Below are 18,318 nucleotides of genomic sequence, written 5' to 3' on the forward strand. Positions count from 1 at the left end.
TTTCCGCCCCGGCCGGCCGCGGGCGGACCGCTCGCGTGACGGGCGTCGCACACTCCCATCAATACCCCCAGGGGTATCTCTGTTACGGTGGGATGCAGATACCCCGGGGGGTAAATGTGTGACGAGGGAGCGAGTGCCGTGTTCTTTGCCGACATCCTGGAGACCGAAGGTCTGGGCAACCGCAGCTATCTGGCCGGGGGCGCCGGGGCGGCGGTCGTGGTGGATCCGCCGCGGGACATCGACCGGGTGATCGCCGCCGCCGCGCGGCGCGGGGTGCGGATCGCGGCGGTCGCCGAGACGCACGTGCACAACGACTACGTCACCGGCGGTCTGGAGCTGGCCCGGCTGACCGGCGCCCGCTACCTCGTGCCCGCCGGGGCGTCGGTGGCGTACGAGCGGGTTCCCGTGGCCGACGGGGACGTGGGGAACGTCGACGAGGGCCTGACGCTGCGCGCCGTGGCCACTCCGGGACACACCCCGCACCACACCTCCTACGTGCTGGAGGACGACGGGCGTGCGGTGGCCGCCTTCACCGGCGGGTCGCTGCTGATCGGCAGCGTGGGCCGCCCCGACCTGGTGGAGCCGCGGCTGACCGAGCGGCTGGCGCGGGCCCAGCATGCCTCCGCGCACCGTCTCGCCGACGAGCTGGACGACGAGGTGGCGGTCATGCCCACGCACGGGTTCGGCAGCTTCTGCTCCTCCGCCCAGGCGGGCGGGGCGCACAGCACCATCGGGTCGGAGAAGGCGTCCAACCCGGCGCTGGCCCAGGACGTGGACACCTTCGTCGAGGAACTGCTGGCCGGTCTGGACGACGTTCCGGCCTACTACGCGCACATGGGTCCGGCCAACGCCTCCGGTCCAGCTCCCGTGGACCTGACCGCGCCGCGGCGGGCCGACGCGGGTGAGATCGCGCGGCGCCTGGCGGCGGGCGAGTGGGTCGTCGACCTGCGCAACCGGGTGGCCTTCGCCGAGGGGCACGTGGCCGGTTCGCTGAACTTCGAGGTCGAGGGGCAGCTCGCGACCTATCTGGCGTGGATGATCCCGTGGGGCAGGCCGGTGACACTGCTCGCGGGGAGCGCCGAGGAGATCTCCCTCGCCCAGCGGGAGCTGGCCCGGGTGGGCATCGACCGCCCGGCCGCAGCCGCCGTCGGCTCCCCGGCCCACTGGGTCACCGGGCAGGAGCGGCCGGCCTCGTTCCCGCGTGCGACGTTCGCCGGCCTGGCCGCTGCGCGCGAGCGGGGCGAGGACCCGGTGGTCCTGGATGTACGCCGCGACTCCGAGCGCGCGGGCGGCTGGATCGAGGGCAGTGTGCACATCCCCGTCCACCAGGTTCACCAGCGCCTGGACGAGGTGCCCGCCGGGACGGTGTGGGTGCACTGCGCGGGCGGGATGCGCGCGGCGATCGCCGCGTCGGTGCTGGATGCCGCGGGCCGTGACGTGGTGGCCGTCGACGACGGCTACACGGCCGCCGCCGACGCCGGCCTCACGCTCGTGACGCCCGCCCGGCACTGACCCGAATCAACCGGCCCGCCCGGCCGCCGACGGCTCCGGCGGCCCGGAAGCCCCTGAGGAACAGCGATGCTCTTGCCCCGAGGCGGCCCCGGCCGCATCTCCCCCGCACAGGCCCACCACATGATCCAGGAAGGTACGGCCGTGCTGCTCGACGTCCGCGAGGCGGACGAATACCGGGCCGGTCACGCGCCCGGCGCGCTGCACATGCCGCTGTCGCGGCCGGCGGCCGGCGCGGACCCGCCCGACGGCCCGGCCGGGCGCGGCCTGGTGCTGATCTGCCGGTCCGGCCGGCGCTCCCGGGACGCCGCACATCTGCTGGCCGGGCGGGGCGTGGCGTCGGTCGACGTCATAGGCGGCATGGACGACTGGGCCGCCCGGGGCCTGCTCGTCACGGACGCGCACGGGCGGGCGGGCGGCGTCATATGACCGCGTTCATCCTCGCCCTGCTCGCGGGGGCGCTGGTCGGCCTGGCGCTCGGCGCGCTCGGGGCCGGCGGCAGCATCATCACCGTCCCGGCCCTGATCTACCTGCTCGGCTTCAGCCCCGCCGAGGCGACCACCGCGAGCCTGGTCATCGTGATCGTCACCTCGGTCACCGCGCTGCTGGCGTACGCCCGCGCCGGGGAGGTGCGGTGGCGGGCCGGGCTGCTGTTCGCCGCGGCCGGGCTCCTGCCGGCCGCCGCGGCCGGTGTCCTGTCCGCGCACATCCCCGCCGTCGTGCTGACCCTGGCCTTCGCGGCGCTCGCCGCCCTGGCGGGCGTGCGCATGGTGCGCCGCCGCACGCCGCCGGAGAACGGGACGGTGTCGGGACCCCGCGCCGCGGGGGCCGGGGCCGGCCTGGGCGCGGTGACCGGGTTCCTCGGTGTCGGCGGAGGATTCCTGGCCGTCCCGGCCCTGGTGGCCGTCCTCGCCGTACCGATGGGCGCGGCCGTGGGCACCAGCCTGCTGGTCATCATCGCCAACGCTCTGGTGGCGCTCGCCGCCCGGGCCGCCACCGCGACCACCCTGGACTGGACCATGATCCTGCCGTTCGTCGCGACCGCCGTCCTGGGTGCCTGGGACGGCAAGCGGCTGAGCGCGAAGGTCTCACCGGTCACGCTGCAACGCTTCTTCGGCGGCCTGCTGCTGACCGTCGCCGGGGCCATGGGGGTCGGCGCCCTGCTGTGAGACGCCGAAGGGTCTGCTGCGGGCGCCCGTGTCACGGACGCCCGCAGCAGACCCCGCGGGGCTTCAGGCCAGTGAGAGGAAGAGCTTCTCCAGCCGGGCCCGCATCTGCACCGAGTCCCGCATCTGCGGGTCCTCGCTGGTCATGCACTGCTGCAGTCCGGTCGCGATGATCGAGAACCCGGCCCGGTCCAGGGCACGGGAGACGGCGGCCAGCTGCGTGACGACGTCCTCGCAGTCCCGGCCCTCCTCGATCATCCGGATGACCCCTGCGAGCTGACCCTGGGCCCGCCGCAGCCGGTTCAGCGCCGACTTCAGCTCGTCGGCGCTCATGTCGAGTTCCACACATCCTCCTCCATATACCCCTATGGGTATCTTACCGTGGAGGAACCGCCCACCGAAAGGCATTGTTCCGTGACCACCCCTGCCATTCTGGCCCCCGCCCGGGCCGCCGCCCGCCTCGGTGAGTTCACCGTCGTCGACGTGCGCGGCCCCGGCGAGTACGCCGCCGGTCACCTGCCCGGCGCCCACAACGTCCCCCTGGACCGCCTGGACGAGGCGGTCGGCGCGCTGAAGTCCGCCGCCGCCCGGGGGCCCCTGCTGGTGGTGTGCGCCTCCGGTGCCCGCTCGGCCAAGGGCTGCGCCCGGCTGGCGGCCCAGGGCGTCGACGCGGCCACGCTGGACGGCGGCACGAGTGCCTGGGCGGCGGCCGGATACGCCGTGGAGCGTCCGGCCGGAGCCCGCGCCACCTGGCCCATGGACCGGCAGGTCCGCCTCGCCGCCGGTTCCCTCGTCGTCATCGGCTTCCTCGCGGGCCTCGCCTGGGAGCCCGCGCACTGGCTGTCCGGAGCCGTCGGCGCGGGGCTGCTCTTCTCGGGCGTGACCAACACCTGCGGCATGGCCGCCGTCCTCGCCAAACTGCCCCACAACCGGCCCTCCGGGAACGCCGCCTCCTTCCAGGAGACCCTGCTGCGCCTGGCCGCCTGATCCACCGCCGCTCCACGGACCCGCTGCCGCACGCCCCGGTCCATGCCGGGCGGGCGGCGGCGGGTTCTCGGCGTGGAGGTCGTTGACGGAAGGCAGTGGCCCTCGGTAGGCTCAGAATGAGTTTGCTTTGAACACAAACCTTTCGCTTGCCGGAGGCGGCCTCATGCCCGTTCCCCAGGACATCGACAGTCAGGCCGCAGGCAGACAGCTGCTCACCGGGCACAGGGAACTGCGCGCCCAGCTCACGGCGCTGCGCGCGGCCCTCGACGCGGCGGACGGGCCCGCGGCCGTGCGCGACGCGGGGGAGAGCGCCTCGCTCGTGCGGCAGCTGCGCGAGCGCTGCCTGGAGTACTGCCTGGGGCTGCACCACCACCACACCATGGAGGACGGCGCCTTCCCCGTCTTCGAGCAGCGCTACCCCGAGATCGCCCCCGTCATCGAGCGGCTGCGCGAGGAGCACCGGCAGGTGGCCGCGGGGCTCGAACGCCTCGGCAAGCTGGTCGAGGCCGACGACGGCGAGGACGTGACCTGGCTGAGGGCCGAACTGGAGCGGACCGTCGCGAGCCTGGAGGAGCACTTCCGCTACGAGGAGACCCACCTGCTCCCCGCTTTGGGTGTGACGGTGCCCCCCGCCGTGTGACCGTGCCTCCTCACGGCCCCTCAGGGCCCGCACCGCCCTGGGAAGCCGTGCGGCACACACGGTCGGATACTGTGGCCGGCCTGGACGTAACCGTGGCGGAGGTCGGGAAGATGGCGAAGGGCCAGGACGAGCGGCCGGCGGACGAGGACGGCCGGCTGACCACCGAGGACGCGGTCCGCGCGATGCTGCTGACCATGCCCCGGCTCGTCTCACGAGCCAAGCGGACACCGGTGCCCGAACAGCTCCGCCGGCTGCGGCTGGCGCCCCGGCATCTGTCACTGCTGTCCTGCCTGCTCTTCGACGGCCCCACCCCGGTCAAGGACCTGGCCGCGCGCCTGGAGGTGGCGCCGACCACCGTCAGTCTGATGGTCAGCGACCTCCAGCGCGAAGGCGTCGTACAGCGCAGGCAGGACCCGGGCGACGGCCGCCGCAGCATCGTCTCCCTCTCCGAGGACCCCGCCACGCGCGAGGCGGTCGACGCCTGGCTGGCCAGCAGCGCCAAGGCCTGGCACAAGGTCCTCGACGGGCTCACCCCCGAGGAGCGTGCCACCTTCGTGCACGTCATCCAGGGCTACGAGGAAGAGCTCGCGGGCACTTCCTGACCCCGGCCGGGAGCGGGAGCCACCGCCCGCCGCATCCGCAGGACCGCCGTGGTGAACGGGCCCACTCCGTGCCGTACCGCCAGAGCCAGGTCCTCGGGGGTGTCCACGTCGAGCCGGAGGCCCTCACCCGCGCCGGACTCCACGGACACCGCCCCGCTCGCGGCGTGCAGCCCGGCGGAGCCGGAACCGAAGCAGGGGGAGAGCGCGCCCGGGACACGAGCCGTCAGGACGGTCGTCCCCGCACCGGTGTGGTCCGGGACGAAGGCCCGCCGGTGCCGGTGGGCCTCTGCCAGTGCCCGCTCCAGTTCCCGGGGACGCAGCCCCGGCAGATCCGCGGTGAGCGCCGCCACCGGCCCGCCCGGATTCAGCACCGAGGACAGGGCTGCTCCCGCCCGTACCGCCCCGTTCAGCCCCAGACCCGGGGTGTCCTGATGGACGACCGCGCCCATCGTGCGGGCCTGCGAGGCGGCGAGCGGGTCGGCCGTCACCACCACGACCGCGCGGATGCCGGGAGCGGCCCGCACCGCGCGCAGGGTGTCCAGGAAGAAGGCGTGCGCCAGTTCCCGCCGCCACGGGCCGAGTTCCGGCGCCAGCCGGCTCTTGCCCGCGGCGAACGGCTTGACCGGCAGCACCACCGACCACACGGTGCTCAGCCCTCCGCCAGGGCACGGACCGTCAGGTCGTCGCGCTCGATGTCCCGGGAACGGCTGCGCAGGGCGCCGTCCACCCGGACGAGGGTGTCCCGGACGAAGCACGTGGGCTCCACCAGCACGGAACCGTCGGCGGAGGCGACCGTCACCGTCGCGTAGTAGCTGGTGGACACCGTGCCGTCGTCCGCCTCCTCGACGGTCATCATGTCGAACCAGTGCCGGGGCTGCGCCCCGCCGAACCGGCCCGCCGCACCCCGGGCGGCCCGCTCGATCGCCTCGGGGCCGCGCAGTTCACCGCCGCCGGCGGGCCGGAACACCGAGTCCCGGACGAACGAGGCGGCGAATCCGCCGAAGTCACCGCCGTCCATCCGGTGCATCTGACGGGCGTAGAACTGGGTCACCTCCACATGGAGTTCGGGCGAGGGAAGCTTGGGTCCTGGTGTCTCGTCGATGGTCATGGACCGATGCTGGAGGCCCCGGCTGGAGGCGGGATCGAGCGGCGGCGGAGCCACGCCGCCAGACTGCCGTCGAGCGGGTCTCCACCCCCTGTCGAGTGCGGGCACCCACAGTGACCGCATGGCCGACTTCACCAGCACCGAGTTCCGCGACGTCGTGAGCGCTTGCTTCGGCGGAGCAACCAGCGAGGAGATCAAGGACTCCACGCTGGACACCGACTTCACCGATCTGGGCTTCGACTCGCTGACCGTCTACGAGATCGTCCTGCGCATCCAGGACGACTACGGCGTCACCATTCCCGACGACGACCTCGACGAGCTCAAGACCCCCGCCGCACTCATCCAGTACGTCCGTGGTCAGCTCACCGCGGTCTGACTCCCGGACTCCGCGAGCCGGTTCAGCGCCGCGGTGAAGACCCGCTCGTCCTCCGGGCCACCGCAGTCCCGGCCCCGGGCCAGCAGGGGAACGATCTCGCTGGCACCGTCCCGCACCGCGGGATGGTGCCGGGCGGGAGCGCTCAGGCTCCGGTCGGCGGAGCCGTCGAGCAGCAACAGACCGGGCCTGCGCCCCCAGGTGTCCAACAGGCGCAGCAGAGCGGGCCAGTAGCGCACCGGGGTGGCCAGCTGACCACCCCAGAAGTGCGGGTCCCGCGCCTGCCGCACGGTGACCGGGGCCGCCGTACGGGTCGAGACCACCGTGACCCCCGCCCGGGGTGCCCGCGGGCCGAGCGCCGCCAGTGCCTCCCCGTAGCGCAGCGCTCCGCCCGCCATGGCCGGGCTGTGGAAGGCGTGGCCCGAACGCAGGGCGCGCACCGTCGTGCCGCGCCCGCGCAGCAGCTCCGCCGTGGCCGCCAGCGCCTGTGCGGGGCCGGCCAGCACGGTCTGGCGCGGACCGTTCAGCGCGGCCACCGCCACACCGGGGCCCAGGGACGCGGGCAGATCCTCCGCCGCGCCGGCCACCACGAGCATCCCGCCCCGCCCCGAGTCCGTCAGCAGCCGGGACCTGGCCCCCGCGAGCACCGCGATGTCCGCCGCGTCGAAGACCCCGGCGAGCACGGCCGCCGCCAGCTCGCCCACACTGTGCCCGAGCAGCACGTCGGGCCCGGCGCCCGCCGCGCCCAGGGCCCGCCCCAGCGCGTGCCCGACGGCCAGCAGCAGCGGCTGGGTCACGGTGGCGTCGTCCATGCCGGGGCTCGGTGCCGGGCGCAGCCACGCCGTGCGCAGCCGCGCCCCGTCCCGTCCACGGGCGGAGCGCCCCGACGGGTCCGAGCCGGAGAAGGCGTCCATGCGCTCGAAGAAGGCCTCCATGGGTTCGGTGAACTCCTCCCGCACGCCGTGGAGGCCCGCGGCCATGCGTTCGCGCTGGGCGCCCTGACCGGGCAGCAGCAGCACCCGTCGACGTAACTCCACAGCTCCTCCTCGCCCGTCCGCCGGCCGTTCCGGCGGGCGGGCCGAGCCTCGCCCCGCCGTCTCGACACGGCCTGGAACGGCGGTGGACCGGCCGTTGCGGGGCGCCAGCCGTATTCGAGCGGTGGTCGAGGCGCGGCACCGACAGTCGGAAGCAGCCGAACGAGGGGCAGGACAGTGAACCGAAGTGTCGCAATCACCGGAATCGGCGTCATCGCGCCGGGTGGGGTGGGGAAGAAGGCGTTCTGGGACCTCCTGGTCTCGGGCCGCACCGCCACCCGTACGATCTCCTTCTTCGACCCCTCCCGCTTCCGCTCCCAGGTCGCCGCCGAAGTCGACTTCGATCCACAGCGGTACGGGCTCAGCCCGCGGGAGGCCCGGCGGCTGGACCGGGCAGCGCAGTTCGCCGTCGTCAGCGCCAGGGAGTGCCTGGCCGACAGCGGCCTGGAATTCGTGAAGCTCGACCCCCACCGCACCGGTGTCAGCATCGGCAGCGCGGTGGGAGGCACGACCAGCCTGGAACGCGAGTACCTCGTCCTCAGTGACAGCGGCCGGCTCTGGGAGGTGGACAGCGACTACGTCTCGCCCCATCTCTTCGACGCCTTCGTGCCCAGCTCCCTGGCCGCCGAGGTGGCCTGGACCGTGGGCGCCGAGGGGCCCGCCACGGTCGTCTCCACCGGATGCACCTCCGGGCTCGACTCCGTGGGTTACGCGCGTGACCTCATCGCCGAGGGCACCGTCGACGTCATGATCGCGGGGGGAGCGGACACACCGATCTCGCCGATCGCCGTCGCCTGCTTCGACGCCATCAAGGCCACCACCCCGCGCAACGACGACCCCGAGCACGCCTCACGCCCCTTCGACCGCACCCGCAACGGCTTCGTGCTGGCGGAGGGGGCCGCGATGTTCGTCCTGGAGGAGCTGGAGCACGCCAGGGCCCGGGGCGCCCACGTCTACGGGGTGATCGGCGGCTACGCGACCCGCTGCAACGCGTACCACATGACCGGACTGCGCCCGGACGGCACCGAGATGGCCGACGCGATCCGGCACTCCCTGGACCAGGCACGCCTGGCGCCCGACCGGGTCGACTACGTCAACGCGCACGGTTCGGGCACCAAGCAGAACGACCGGCACGAGACCGCCGCCTTCAAGGAGACGCTGGGGGAGCACGCCTACCGGGTGCCGGTCAGTTCCATCAAGTCGATGGTCGGGCACTCGCTCGGTGCCATCGGCTCGATCGAGATAGCAGCCTGCGCGCTGGCCATGGAGAACGGCGCCGTACCACCGACGGCCAACCTGCACGAACCGGATCCGGAGTGCGACCTCGACTACGTGCCCAACGAGGCCCGCGAACACACCGTGGACAGCGTCCTGAGCGTGGGCAGCGGCTTCGGCGGCTTCCAGTCCGCCATGGTGATCACCCGGGGTGAGGCCGCGTGACCACGCACACCGCACCCTCGGCCGCCCCCGCCACCGGCAAGGCCACCGGACGGCCCGTCGCCGTCGTCACCGGCATCGGTGTCGCTGCCCCCAACGGCCTCGGCACCGAACCCTGGTGGCAGGCCACACTGCGGGGCGAGAGCGGCATCGGACCGGTCACCGAGTACGACGCCTCCCGCTACCCCTCCCGGCTCGTCGGCCGGATCGCCGGCTTCGACGCGGCCGAGCACATCCCGGGCCGGCTGCTCCCGCAGACCGACCGGGTCACCCGGCTCGCCCTGGTCGCGGGCGCCGAGGCCCTGGCCGACGCCGGAGCCGATCCGGCCGAACTCGCCGGGCAGGACACCTATGGCGACTACTCCCTCGGAGTGGTGACCTCCAACGCCACCGGCGGCTTCGGATTCACCCACCGGGAGATCCGCAAACTCTGGACCCAGGGACCCCAGCAGGTCAGTGTCTACGAGTCGTTCGCATGGTTCTACGCCGTCAACACCGGCCAGCTGTCCATCCGCCACAAGCTGCGGGGACCGAGTGGCGTCCTCGTCTCCGAACAGGCGGGCGGCCTCGACGCCATCGGCCACTCCCGCCGCACCCTGGGCCAGGGCGTGAAGCTCTCGCTGACCGGCGGGATGGACTCCTCGCTCGACCCCTGGGGCCTGACGGCCCACTACGCGAGCGGCCGGCTCTCCCGCGGCACCGACCCGGCCACGGCCTATCTGCCCTTCGACGCCCGTGCCGCCGGCCATGTGCCCGGCGAGGGCGGGGCGATCCTCGTACTGGAGGACGCCACGGCGGCAGAGGCGCGAGGCGCGCGGGTGTACGGCGAGATCGCCGGATACGCCGCCACCTTCTCCCCGCGCCCCGGCTCCGGACGCCCGCCCGGCCTCGAACGCGCCGCGCGGCTCGCCCTCTCCGACAGCGGGCTCACCCCCGACGACGTGGACGTCGTCTTCGCCGACGCGGCCGGGACCCGAGCGGGCGACGACGAGGAAGCCGCGGTCCTGGGCGCCCTGTTCGGGCCCTACGGCGTTCCCGTCACCGCCCCCAAGACCCTCACGGGCCGGCTGTACGGCGGAGGCGCGCCGCTGGACGTGGCGGCGGCGCTGCTCGCCCTGCGCGACGGCGTCGTCCCGCCCACGGCGGGCATCGACCGCCCGGTGGCGGAACACCGGCTCGACCTGGTCCGGGACACGCCCCGTGAGACGCGGCCGCGCACCGCCCTGGTGCTGGCACGCGGCCAGGGAGGCTTCAACGCCGCCGTGGTCGTACGCGCCCCCGGGGCCTCCTGACCGACGTACCGCAGCACCCCACGGCATCCCGCCACACCCGGACGGCCTCCCGGCCGGCCGAAGACCCCGCCCCACACGAGGAGTTGTCCCATGGCAGTCATCACCCTGCACGACCTGGCCGGTGTGCTCACCGAGTGCGCGGGCTCCGACGAGGACGCCGTCCTGACCGCCGAGAGCCTGGACGTGGCCTTCACCGACCTCGGCTACGACTCACTGGCGCTCCTGGAGACGGCCGCGACCGTCCAGCAGCGCTACGGCGTCACGCTCTCCGACGACGAGGTCACCGGGATCGAGACCCCCCGGGAGTTCCTCGACCTCGTTAACCAGCCCGCCGCACAGGCCGCGTGAGAGGACGTACCGCCACCATGGACCAGGAACAGCGGACCACACGCGGCACCGCGATCGTCACCGGGGCGACCCGGGGCATCGGACGCTCCGTCGCCGAGACCCTGGGCGCGCTGGGGCACCCGCTCCATCTCTGCGCCCGCGACGGGGAAGCGCTTGCCCAGACCGTCAAGGAGCTCCGGGAGAGCGGACTCACGGTGGAGGGGCACGCGTGCGACGTCACCTCCGCCGAGGACGTGCGCACGTTCGTGCAGTCGGCCGTCGACCGGTCCGGGCCGGTGGAGGTGCTGGTCAACAACGCAGGCAGGAGCGGGGGAGGGGTCACGGCCGAGATCCCCGACGAGCTCTGGTCCGACGTGATCAACACCAATCTCAACAGCGTCTTCCTCGTCACCAAGCAGGTCCTGACGACCGGACGGATGCGGGAGCTGCCGCGCGCCCGCATCATCAGCATCGCCTCCACCGGCGGCAAGCAGGGAGTCGTCTTCGGCGCCCCCTACTCGGCGTCGAAGCACGGCGTGGTCGGGTTCACGAAGGCGCTCGGCCTGGAACTCGCCAAGACCGGCATCACCGTCAACGCCGTGTGCCCCGGCTACGTGGAGACACCCATGGCGGGCAACGTGCGCGCGCACTACGCCCGCATCTGGGACACCACCGAGGAAGAGGTCCTCGAACGCTTCAACGCCAAGATCCCTCTCGGCCGCTACACCGACCCCGAGGAGGTCGCCGGGATGGTCGCGTACCTCGCTTCGGACGCCGCCGCGGCGGTCACCGCGCAGGCGATCAACGTCTGCGGCGGACTGGGCAACTACTGAGGCCACCGGCACCACCTCACCGGGGCCCACCGGCACCCGCACACCGGCGACCCCGGCACACAGCCGCACCCGCACACCCGCACATCCCGGCACACACCCGGAATCTGGAGAGGCAACGCGTGGACACCACGACGCACGAGAGGCTCACGGACAGCCCCGCCGGCTCCGCCGAGCACATCACGGAGCTGGCCGCACCCGCCGGGCGCGCCTACGCGCTCATCGAGGACGTGGGCCGCTGGCCGCTGCTCTTCGCCCCCTGCATCTGGTCCCAGGAGCTGGAACGGGCCGACGGCGTCCAGCGCATCCGGCTCTGGGCACTGGTCGGACACGAGGTGCGCAGCTGGACCTCGCGCCGGACGCTCGACCCGGCGGGGCTGCGCATCGACTTCGCCCAGGAGAGCCCGGCACCGCCGCTGACCGAGATGGCGGGGCACTGGCGCTTCGAGGACGGCACGCCCGGCACGCTGGTGCTCGGCCACCGCTGGAACACCACGGGCGGACAGGGCGAGGCCGACCGGATCGCGGCGGCGCTCGACGCCAACAGCGACGCGGAGATCGGCGCGGTCCGCACCTGGGCGGAGCGCGAGGAGGCACCGGACTCGTTGATCCTGACGTTCAGCGACGAGGCGACCGTGGCCGCCCCGGCGGCCGAGGTCTACGACTTCCTCTACCGGGCCGATCTGTGGCCCGGCCGGCTGCCGCACGTCGCGGGGCTCGACCTGGAGACCGTTCCGGCCGAGGACACCGCGGCCGGCGCCGATGTGCAGACGATGGACATGCAGACCTCGGCTGCCGACGGCAGCACCCACAGCACCCAGTCGGTGCGGCTGTGCTTCGCCGGTGAACGGATCGTCTACAAGCAGACGACCCCGCCGCGCGGGCTGCTGGCCCACTCCGGCGCCTGGATCGTCACCGAGGCGCCCGGAGGGACCAGAGTCACCGCACAGCACTCCGTGGCCGTGGACCCCGCGGCCGTCGACGCCGTCTTCGGCGAGGGCACCACCACCGCGCGTGCCCTGGAGCGCGCCCGCGACATCATCGGCGCCAACAGCAGGGGCACCCTGCGCAGTCTGGACGAGTTCCTCGGCGGCGCGGAGCGCGGCCGGTGACCGCCGCCACCACCGGGGCGCCGCCCGGGACCCACGGCCGGCTGGAGGAGGTGGCCGAGGGGACCTTCGCCTACATCCAGCCCGAGGGCGGATGGTGCGTCAGCAACGCCGGGATCCTGCTGGAGCCGGGACGCGGCGGACGCCCCGTCCTCGTCGACACCGCGGCCACCCTGGCGCGGGCCCGGGCCCTGGGCGCGGCCCTGCGCGGGCTCACCCCGGAGTCCCCCCGGATGATCGTCAACACCCACTTCCACGGGGACCACACCTTCGGGAACTCCGCACTCGCGGGCCCGGACACCGTCGTCGTCGCCCACGAACGCACCCGGAGCGAGATGGAGGCCGCCGGGCTGGGGCTGACGGGCCTCTGGCCGGACGTCGACTGGGGTCATATCGAGCTGTTGCTACCCGAACTGACGTATCGTCATGAACTGACGATGCATCAGGGAGGGCGTCGGATCGAGCTGATCCACCCCGGTCCCGCGCACACCACCAACGACACGCTCGTCTGGCTCCCAGACGAGCGCGTGCTGTTCGCCGGTGACATCGTCCTGCCCGGGTGCACGCCGTTCGTGCTGATGGGATCCGTCGCGGGCAGCCTCGGCACCCTGCGCCTCATGCGCGACCTGGAGCCGCTGACCGTCGTGGGCGGCCACGGGCCGGTGGCAGGACCCGAGGAACTCGCCGCCACCGAGGCGTACTTCCTCCGTCTCCAGGAGACCGCGGCGGAGGGCAGGGCCGCCGGGCTCACCCCGCTCCAGCTCGCCCGTGAAGCCGGTCCCGGAGAGTTCGGCGGGCTGCGCGACCCGGAGCGGCTGGTCGCGAACCTGCACCGTGCCTACTCCGAACTGGCCGGGGAACCCCTCGGCCGTGCGCTGGACGTGGTGTCGGTCTTCGGCGAGATGGTCACGTACAACGGTGGTGTCCTGCCCCGCTCCCATGCCTGAACGGGCCCTGCAAGAAGGGCCGGCGGCACCGGCGGCCGTCCCGTCACCGGGGCTGTTCGGCGGGCTGCTGCCGGACGGGGCGCACGCCGCCGAGTGCTTCGGCGACCCGGCCGGGCTGCGCCCGCACCCGGAGGAGGAGGACCGGCTCGGCGAGGCGGTGGTGGACCGGCGGCGCCGGGAGTTCACCACCGCCCGCTGGTGTGCCCGCAGGGCGCTCGCCGCAGCGGGCGCGCCCACCGTCGACGCGCCTCTTCGGAGCGGGCGGCGGGGCGAGCCGCTGTGGCCGGCCGGGTTCACGGGCAGCATCACGCACACCGTCGGCTACCGGGCCGCCGTCGCCGCCCCGTCCGGAGGGCACGTCGTCCCCGGAAGCGAGGTCCGTGACGCCCCCGGGGACGACGTGCCCTCGTACGACGCTCTCGGGATCGATGCGGAACGCGCCGTCCCGCTGTCGCCCGCCGCGGCGGCGGCCATCGCCTCGGACGAGGAAACGGCGCACCTGGCGGCGCTGCCACCGGTCGAGGGGCTGCCCTGGGACACGCTGCTGTTCAGCGTCAAGGAGGCGGTCTACAAGGCGTGGTTCCCCCGGGTCCGTGTGCCGCTGACGTTCCGTTCGGCGCGCATCGTCCTCGTTCCGGACGGCGACGGCGGATCCACGGGCTCCCTGACGGCCGAGCCGGCCGGTCCCGCTCGTGGGGCCCGGCCGGCTCCTCCTGTGCTGTACGGCCGCTACCGCGCGGCTTCCGGGCTGCTGGTCTGTGTGGTCCACAGCCGCCCCTCCGCGTAGGACAGCGCCGCCGCGTCGAACTGCAACGCGATGTGCGTGGCCGACGCGTTGACGTCCCGCCAGTGGCGCTGCAACGGCTGGCTCTCGCCGAATCCGGTCGTCCCGCCGTTCGCCGTCAGCCGGTTGACCGCCTCGGCCAGCATCCGCACGGACAGCGCGGTGTCGCGCAGGGTGCGCCGTATCCGCTCCGGCGTGATGTCCGCCCCGAGGTCCGCGGTGCTCGCGCACCGTTCGAGCAGCAGCCGGGCGGCGTCCGTCTGCCCGGAGGCGAGCGCGAGCACCCCGGCCAGTGCCTCCCGGCTGGGCCCGGGCGCCTGCGGCCGCAGCACCGCGGCCCGTGCCTTCACCTCCGCGTACGCCGTCCAGTGGCCCAGCGCCCCCTCGACCGCGCCGAGCAGTGGCGCGGCGAAGGAGAGGCCGTTGGACGCCTCCAGCGGAACCCGGTGGCAGGCGGCCGTGGCGGAGACCGGGCTGCCGGTCAGCAGGTCGCCGCGGGCGAAGGAGCGCGGTCCGGGGACGAACACCTCCGAGGCGACGACGGTGTGGCTGCCGGTGGCCCGCATGCCGGCGCTGTCCCAGGTCTCCACCACGCGCACCGCGTCCCGGGGTACCGCGAAGACCCGGGGGGCCTCCCCGTCGCTCGAGGTGGCGCAGAGCAGCAGCCAGTCCGCGTACGTCACCGCGCTGACGTAGGGCCAGCGGCCCGACAGGGTGTGGCCGTCCCCGGCCGGCACGGCCTTGCCGAAGGGGGAGAGGGAGCCCGCGACCAGGGCGTCGGGGCCCTGCTCCCAGATCGCCCGCTGCCCCTCGGCGGGCAGATAGGCCGCCATCCGCCCCAGGTTGGCCGCCAGCGAGGCGCACCAGGCGGTGGCCGGACACGCGGCGCCGGTGCGTGCCACGGCGTCCGTCAGATCCGCGAAGGTGCCCTCGGTGCCGCCGAAGGCGCGGGGTGCGAAATGGCGGGCGAATCCGGCCGCCAGCAGAAGCTTGACCACGTCGGGGTCGAGTCTGCGGGCCTCCTCGGCCGTCCGCGCCGATGCCGCCGCCTGTACGGCCAGTTCCTCGGTGTCCAGCATTGGTGTGCCTCCCCATGGACCGCGTCGTGCGCACCGGCGGCCCCGCCGGCCGGCACCTCGCGCTCCGGGCTTGCCGTACCGGCGGCCCGCGTCCGCGCACCCGTCACGACCACGCTTCCGTCCGGCGCTGGAAGGCGGCTGGAGACCTGCTCGACAGGCGCCCTGCCCGGCCCCGTGTCACACCGTCCGGCCACCACACGGCCCTCGGCTCACACCGTCCGGCCGTACGTCACGGTGCCCGGCCACCCCATGGTCCGGCCCTCAGCTCGCGCAGCCCGGCTCCACGTCGCACCGTCCGGCCGTCCCTCAGACGCCGTCCCCCGGCGGCAGCACCCCTCGCAGCAGCTGGTCGAGGCCCGTCTTGAGCCGCTCCGGCGTGAGCCCGCCCGCACCCAGCTGGTGGTCGATCAGGCTGGGGGCGAAGGGGGCGAGCAGGGCGTCCGCCAGATACGGGGCGTCCGCGTCCGGGCGCAGCGCGGCCACCAGTTGGCTCGCGTGCGCGTGCTGGAAGGCGTACGAGGCGTGGCGGTAGCGCGCGGACGGCGAGCTGGACTCGGCGAGCAGCAGCAGAGGGCGCTGCGCGACGGACAGGTCGACGAGCGCGTGCAGGAAGGCGCGCAGCCGCTCCTCGGGACCGGCCGGTGGCCCCAGCGGCGGCGGACCGGACGCCACCCGGGCGCGGAAGAGCTCGTCCTGCTCCTCCAGCAGGGCGAAGACCAGGCCCGCGCGGTCACGGAAGCGCCGGTAGACCGTGCCGACCCCCACGTCCGCGGCCCGGGCCACCTCGTCCAGCGCCAGGCGCTCCACGTCCCCGTCCGCCACCATGCGGGCCGCGGCGGTGAGGATGCGGCGGCGGTTGCGCGCCGCGTCGGCGCGTTCGGGTGGTGCGGGCATGGGCGTGAGCATAGTTCCGCCGCTCCAGCGGCTCGCGAGGGAGTTCCTTGCGAAGTGGAAGTTTTTCCGCTTAGGCTCGGCGCAGACCACGCCGCAGAAGTGCTCCGCATGTCATGAGCGAGAGGAAGTCCCCCATGGCTCCTGTGCAGTTCGACCCCGCGCCCACCGCACCCGCCGAGGGCGACCCGGGTGCGTACAACCTTCAGGTCATCCAGCAGTTCCGGGAGAACGGGGGCAAGGTCGGAGGCCCCTTCGAGGGCGCGGCGCTCATCCTGCTCACCACCCGGGGCGCGAAGTCCGGCCAGGCCCGCACGGTGCCCACGCTCTACTTCGGCCAGCCCGACGGCAGCCTGCTGATCTTCGGCAGCAACGGCGGCGCCGACAGCCACCCGGCCTGGTTCCACAACGTCAAGGCCGACCCGAAGGTCACCGTCGAGTCCGGCGACGAGATCTACTCCGCCGTCGCCCGCGAGGTGCCGCCCGGCAGCGAGGAGCGCGACCGCCTCTTCGCCGAGGCGTCGTCCGAGGTCCAGGCCTTCGCCGACTACCAGGCGCAGACCGAGCGCCAGATCCCGCTGGTCGTCCTGTCCCGGAAGGACTGAGCCGTGCGCCATACGCTGCTGGGCAGGACCGGTGTCCGGATATCACGGCTGGCGCTCGGCACGATGACCTTCGGCGACGACTGGAAGCTGCCCGGGGCGGTGCACGAGCGCATCCTCGGGCAGTACGCCGACGCCGGGGGCAACTTCATCGATACGGCCGACGAGTACGGCGACGGGTCGGCGGAGACGACGCTCGGCAAGCTGCTGGCCGGGCGCCGCGACCGGTTCGTCCTCTCCACCAAGTACACGATGCAGACGAGGCCGGGCGATCCGAACTCCGCGGGCAACCACCGCAAGAACCTGGTGAGTTCCCTGGAGGCCAGCCTGCGCCGGCTGGGCACCGACCGGCTCGACATGCTCTGGGTGCACGCCCGGGACACCCTCACCCCGGTGCCGGAGGTGATGCGCGCGCTCGACGACCAGGTGCGCGCGGGCAAGGTGCTCTACGTCGGCGTCTCCGACTGGCCCGCCTGGGAGGTGGCCCAGGCCAACACCCTGGCCGAGCTGCGCGACTGGTCGCCGTTCGCCGGACTCCAGATCAGGTACAACCTGCTCGAACGCACCGTCGAGCGTGAACTCCTGCCCATGGCCCACGCCTTCGACCTCCCGGTCTTCGCCTGGGGGCCGCTCGCCGACGGCCGGCTCACCGGCAAGTACCTCCGGTCCGAGGGCGGCCGGCTGGACCATGTGGCCTGGGGGCAGGGCGGCAGGGGCCCGGGGGACGACGTCGTGGAGGAGACCGTACGCGTCGCCGAGGAGGCCGGGCTCAGCCCCGCACAGGTGGCGCTCGCCTGGCTGCTCTCGCGGCCCGGCAACGTGGTCCCCCTCCTCGGCGCGACCAAGGAGGAGCAGCTCGCCGACAACCTGGCCGCCGTCGACGCGGTCCTGGAGGACGAGTGGCTGGAACGCCTGGACCGGGTCAGCCGGGTGGCACCGGGCTTCCCGCACGACTTCCTCCGCTTCCCCGCGATGCGCGACGCGATCTACGGCGACGGCTGGCAGCAGGTCGACCATCTGCGTACGACCGCGCGGCGCGCCCCGGCCGACGACGTGTACTCCACGGGGGGATGAGCGGGCCGCACCACGACACCGAGGCGGCGGAGGGGAGTTGCTCCCCTCCGCCGCCTCACGTGCGGTCGGTCACCGATTCTCGACGTTCACGGTCTCCGAGAGGTTCACCTTGGCCACGACCGATTCGACCTTGACCCGCACGACCACACCGTTGGGGATCGTGAAGCGGTCGGAGAACTCCTCCTCGCGCGCCCGCCCGTGGTAGCGGCCGCCGATGCGGGCGGTCCAGGCCCGCAGCTCGTCCACGTCCTCGCTGAGCGTCGCCCGCCCGCGCACCAGCACGAAGGAGAACGGCGGACGCTCGTCGTCCCACAGCATCGCGATCCGGCCGTCCCGCTGGAGGGACCGGCCCTTCACGCTGTCCTTCTGGCAGGTGTAGATGATGTCCTCGCCGTCCATGATGACGCCGACCGGGACGACGTGCGGGCTGCCGTCCTTGCGTACCACCGACGCCTTCGCGGTCCTCGGCGGATCCGCCATGACGAACTCCTGCCACCAGCCCTCGGGGGCATCCACGTATCGGGGCACAG

At 73.7% G+C, this 18,318-nt stretch carries 23 protein-coding genes; 16 read left to right on the plus strand and 7 right to left on the minus strand.

Annotated elements, in window-relative coordinates; genetic code table 11:
- Positions 1–138: 138 nt before the first annotated feature.
- The 3 genes from AMK10_RS17225 to AMK10_RS17235 all read left to right on the plus strand — a co-directional run bounded on the left by AMK10_RS17225 (position 139) and on the right by AMK10_RS17235 (position 2,678).
- Complete coding sequence (locus tag AMK10_RS17225; protein ID WP_073748673.1) at positions 139–1,512, plus strand: MBL fold metallo-hydrolase; 1,374 nt, start codon at positions 139–141, stop codon at positions 1,510–1,512.
- A 66-nt stretch (positions 1,513–1,578) separates the two neighbouring features.
- Entirely contained in the window at positions 1,579–1,938 is a 360-nt protein-coding gene (locus tag AMK10_RS17230; RefSeq protein ID WP_073748674.1) for a rhodanese-like domain-containing protein, read from the plus strand.
- Positions 1,935–2,678 carry a sulfite exporter TauE/SafE family protein gene (locus tag AMK10_RS17235; protein ID WP_073748675.1) on the plus strand — a complete coding sequence of 248 codons (744 nt, stop codon included), beginning with the start codon at positions 1,935–1,937 and terminating at the stop codon, positions 2,676–2,678. The genes AMK10_RS17230 and AMK10_RS17235 overlap by 4 nt, the downstream gene beginning before the upstream one ends.
- A 63-nt stretch (positions 2,679–2,741) precedes the next feature.
- Here AMK10_RS17235 and AMK10_RS17240 read toward each other — a convergent pair whose 3' ends face one another.
- Positions 2,742–3,020, minus strand: coding sequence for a metal-sensitive transcriptional regulator (locus AMK10_RS17240; protein WP_073748676.1), 279 nt, complete (start codon positions 3,018–3,020; stop codon positions 2,742–2,744).
- A gap of 69 nt (positions 3,021–3,089) precedes the next feature.
- Between AMK10_RS17240 and AMK10_RS17245 the strand changes: the two genes are divergently transcribed.
- The 3 genes from AMK10_RS17245 (at position 3,090) to AMK10_RS17255 (ending at position 4,904) form a co-directional block, all read left to right on the plus strand.
- A complete protein-coding gene (locus AMK10_RS17245) occupies positions 3,090–3,662 on the plus strand; it encodes a rhodanese-like domain-containing protein (protein ID WP_073748677.1) in 573 nt (190 codons plus the stop codon).
- Positions 3,663–3,825: 163 nt separating this feature from the next.
- Complete coding sequence (locus AMK10_RS17250) at positions 3,826–4,302, plus strand: hemerythrin domain-containing protein (RefSeq protein WP_073748678.1); 477 nt, start codon at positions 3,826–3,828, stop codon at positions 4,300–4,302.
- A 110-nt stretch (positions 4,303–4,412) separates the two neighbouring features.
- Complete coding sequence (locus tag AMK10_RS17255) at positions 4,413–4,904, plus strand: MarR family winged helix-turn-helix transcriptional regulator (protein WP_073749313.1); 492 nt, start codon at positions 4,413–4,415, stop codon at positions 4,902–4,904.
- Here the strand turns inward: AMK10_RS17255 and cofC are convergent.
- Positions 4,874–5,539 (minus strand): 2-phospho-L-lactate guanylyltransferase, encoded by a 666-nt coding sequence (cofC, locus tag AMK10_RS17260; RefSeq protein ID WP_241839564.1) that lies wholly within the window; start codon positions 5,537–5,539, stop codon positions 4,874–4,876. The genes AMK10_RS17255 and cofC overlap by 31 nt on opposite strands.
- A gap of 14 nt (positions 5,540–5,553) precedes the next feature.
- Positions 5,554–6,012 carry a nuclear transport factor 2 family protein gene (locus AMK10_RS17265; RefSeq protein ID WP_073749315.1) on the minus strand — a complete coding sequence of 153 codons (459 nt, stop codon included), beginning with the start codon at positions 6,010–6,012 and terminating at the stop codon, positions 5,554–5,556.
- Between the two features lie 118 nt (positions 6,013–6,130).
- Between AMK10_RS17265 and AMK10_RS17270 the strand changes: the two genes are divergently transcribed.
- Complete coding sequence (locus tag AMK10_RS17270) at positions 6,131–6,385, plus strand: acyl carrier protein (RefSeq protein WP_073748679.1); 255 nt, start codon at positions 6,131–6,133, stop codon at positions 6,383–6,385.
- Here the strand turns inward: AMK10_RS17270 and AMK10_RS17275 are convergent.
- The gene (locus AMK10_RS17275; protein ID WP_073748680.1) at positions 6,367–7,419 is read right to left on the minus strand and encodes an acyltransferase domain-containing protein; all 1,053 of its coding nucleotides are present in this window, start codon (positions 7,417–7,419) and stop codon (positions 6,367–6,369) included. The genes AMK10_RS17270 and AMK10_RS17275 overlap by 19 nt on opposite strands.
- 174 nt (positions 7,420–7,593) lie before the next feature.
- On the opposite strand from AMK10_RS17275, the gene AMK10_RS17280 reads away from it, so the two are divergent.
- From AMK10_RS17280 to AMK10_RS17310, 7 genes are all read left to right on the plus strand, one after another.
- The gene (locus AMK10_RS17280) at positions 7,594–8,856 is read left to right on the plus strand and encodes a beta-ketoacyl-[acyl-carrier-protein] synthase family protein (RefSeq protein ID WP_073748681.1); all 1,263 of its coding nucleotides are present in this window, start codon (positions 7,594–7,596) and stop codon (positions 8,854–8,856) included.
- Positions 8,853–10,145 carry a ketosynthase chain-length factor gene (locus AMK10_RS17285; RefSeq protein ID WP_079180742.1) on the plus strand — a complete coding sequence of 431 codons (1,293 nt, stop codon included), beginning with the start codon at positions 8,853–8,855 and terminating at the stop codon, positions 10,143–10,145. Before AMK10_RS17280 ends, AMK10_RS17285 begins: the two co-directional genes overlap by 4 nt.
- Before the next feature lie 90 nt (positions 10,146–10,235).
- A complete protein-coding gene (locus AMK10_RS17290; protein WP_073748682.1) occupies positions 10,236–10,493 on the plus strand; it encodes an acyl carrier protein in 258 nt (85 codons plus the stop codon).
- 17 nt (positions 10,494–10,510) lie between these two features.
- A complete protein-coding gene (locus AMK10_RS17295; protein WP_073748683.1) occupies positions 10,511–11,305 on the plus strand; it encodes an SDR family NAD(P)-dependent oxidoreductase in 795 nt (264 codons plus the stop codon).
- A gap of 119 nt (positions 11,306–11,424) precedes the next feature.
- Positions 11,425–12,414, plus strand: coding sequence for an aromatase/cyclase (locus tag AMK10_RS17300; protein ID WP_073748684.1), 990 nt, complete (start codon positions 11,425–11,427; stop codon positions 12,412–12,414).
- On the plus strand, positions 12,411–13,358 hold the full coding sequence (locus tag AMK10_RS17305; RefSeq protein WP_073748685.1) for an MBL fold metallo-hydrolase: 948 nt from the start codon (positions 12,411–12,413) through the stop codon (positions 13,356–13,358). Before AMK10_RS17300 ends, AMK10_RS17305 begins: the two co-directional genes overlap by 4 nt.
- Complete coding sequence (locus AMK10_RS17310; protein WP_079180743.1) at positions 13,351–14,145, plus strand: 4'-phosphopantetheinyl transferase family protein; 795 nt, start codon at positions 13,351–13,353, stop codon at positions 14,143–14,145. The genes AMK10_RS17305 and AMK10_RS17310 overlap by 8 nt, the downstream gene beginning before the upstream one ends.
- Here the strand turns inward: AMK10_RS17310 and AMK10_RS17315 are convergent.
- Together AMK10_RS17315 and AMK10_RS17320 are read right to left on the minus strand one after the other, a co-directional pair.
- A complete protein-coding gene (locus AMK10_RS17315; protein ID WP_073748686.1) occupies positions 14,088–15,221 on the minus strand; it encodes a hydrolase in 1,134 nt (377 codons plus the stop codon). The genes AMK10_RS17310 and AMK10_RS17315 overlap by 58 nt on opposite strands.
- 306 nt (positions 15,222–15,527) lie before the next feature.
- Positions 15,528–16,115, minus strand: coding sequence for a TetR/AcrR family transcriptional regulator (locus AMK10_RS17320; RefSeq protein WP_241839565.1), 588 nt, complete (start codon positions 16,113–16,115; stop codon positions 15,528–15,530).
- A 134-nt stretch (positions 16,116–16,249) separates the two neighbouring features.
- Between AMK10_RS17320 and AMK10_RS17325 the strand changes: the two genes are divergently transcribed.
- Positions 16,250–16,717, plus strand: coding sequence for a nitroreductase family deazaflavin-dependent oxidoreductase (locus tag AMK10_RS17325; RefSeq protein ID WP_073748688.1), 468 nt, complete (start codon positions 16,250–16,252; stop codon positions 16,715–16,717).
- A 3-nt stretch (positions 16,718–16,720) separates the two neighbouring features.
- A complete protein-coding gene (locus tag AMK10_RS17330; RefSeq protein WP_073748689.1) occupies positions 16,721–17,788 on the plus strand; it encodes an aldo/keto reductase in 1,068 nt (355 codons plus the stop codon).
- A 69-nt stretch (positions 17,789–17,857) separates the two neighbouring features.
- Here AMK10_RS17330 and AMK10_RS17335 read toward each other — a convergent pair whose 3' ends face one another.
- Positions 17,858–18,316 carry a PPOX class F420-dependent oxidoreductase gene (locus AMK10_RS17335; protein ID WP_241839566.1) on the minus strand — a complete coding sequence of 153 codons (459 nt, stop codon included), beginning with the start codon at positions 18,314–18,316 and terminating at the stop codon, positions 17,858–17,860.
- Positions 18,317–18,318: the final 2 nt, after the last annotated feature.

The organism is Streptomyces sp. CB02058 (assembly GCF_001905505.1).
Classification (GTDB): Bacteria; Actinomycetota; Actinomycetes; order Streptomycetales; family Streptomycetaceae; genus Streptomyces.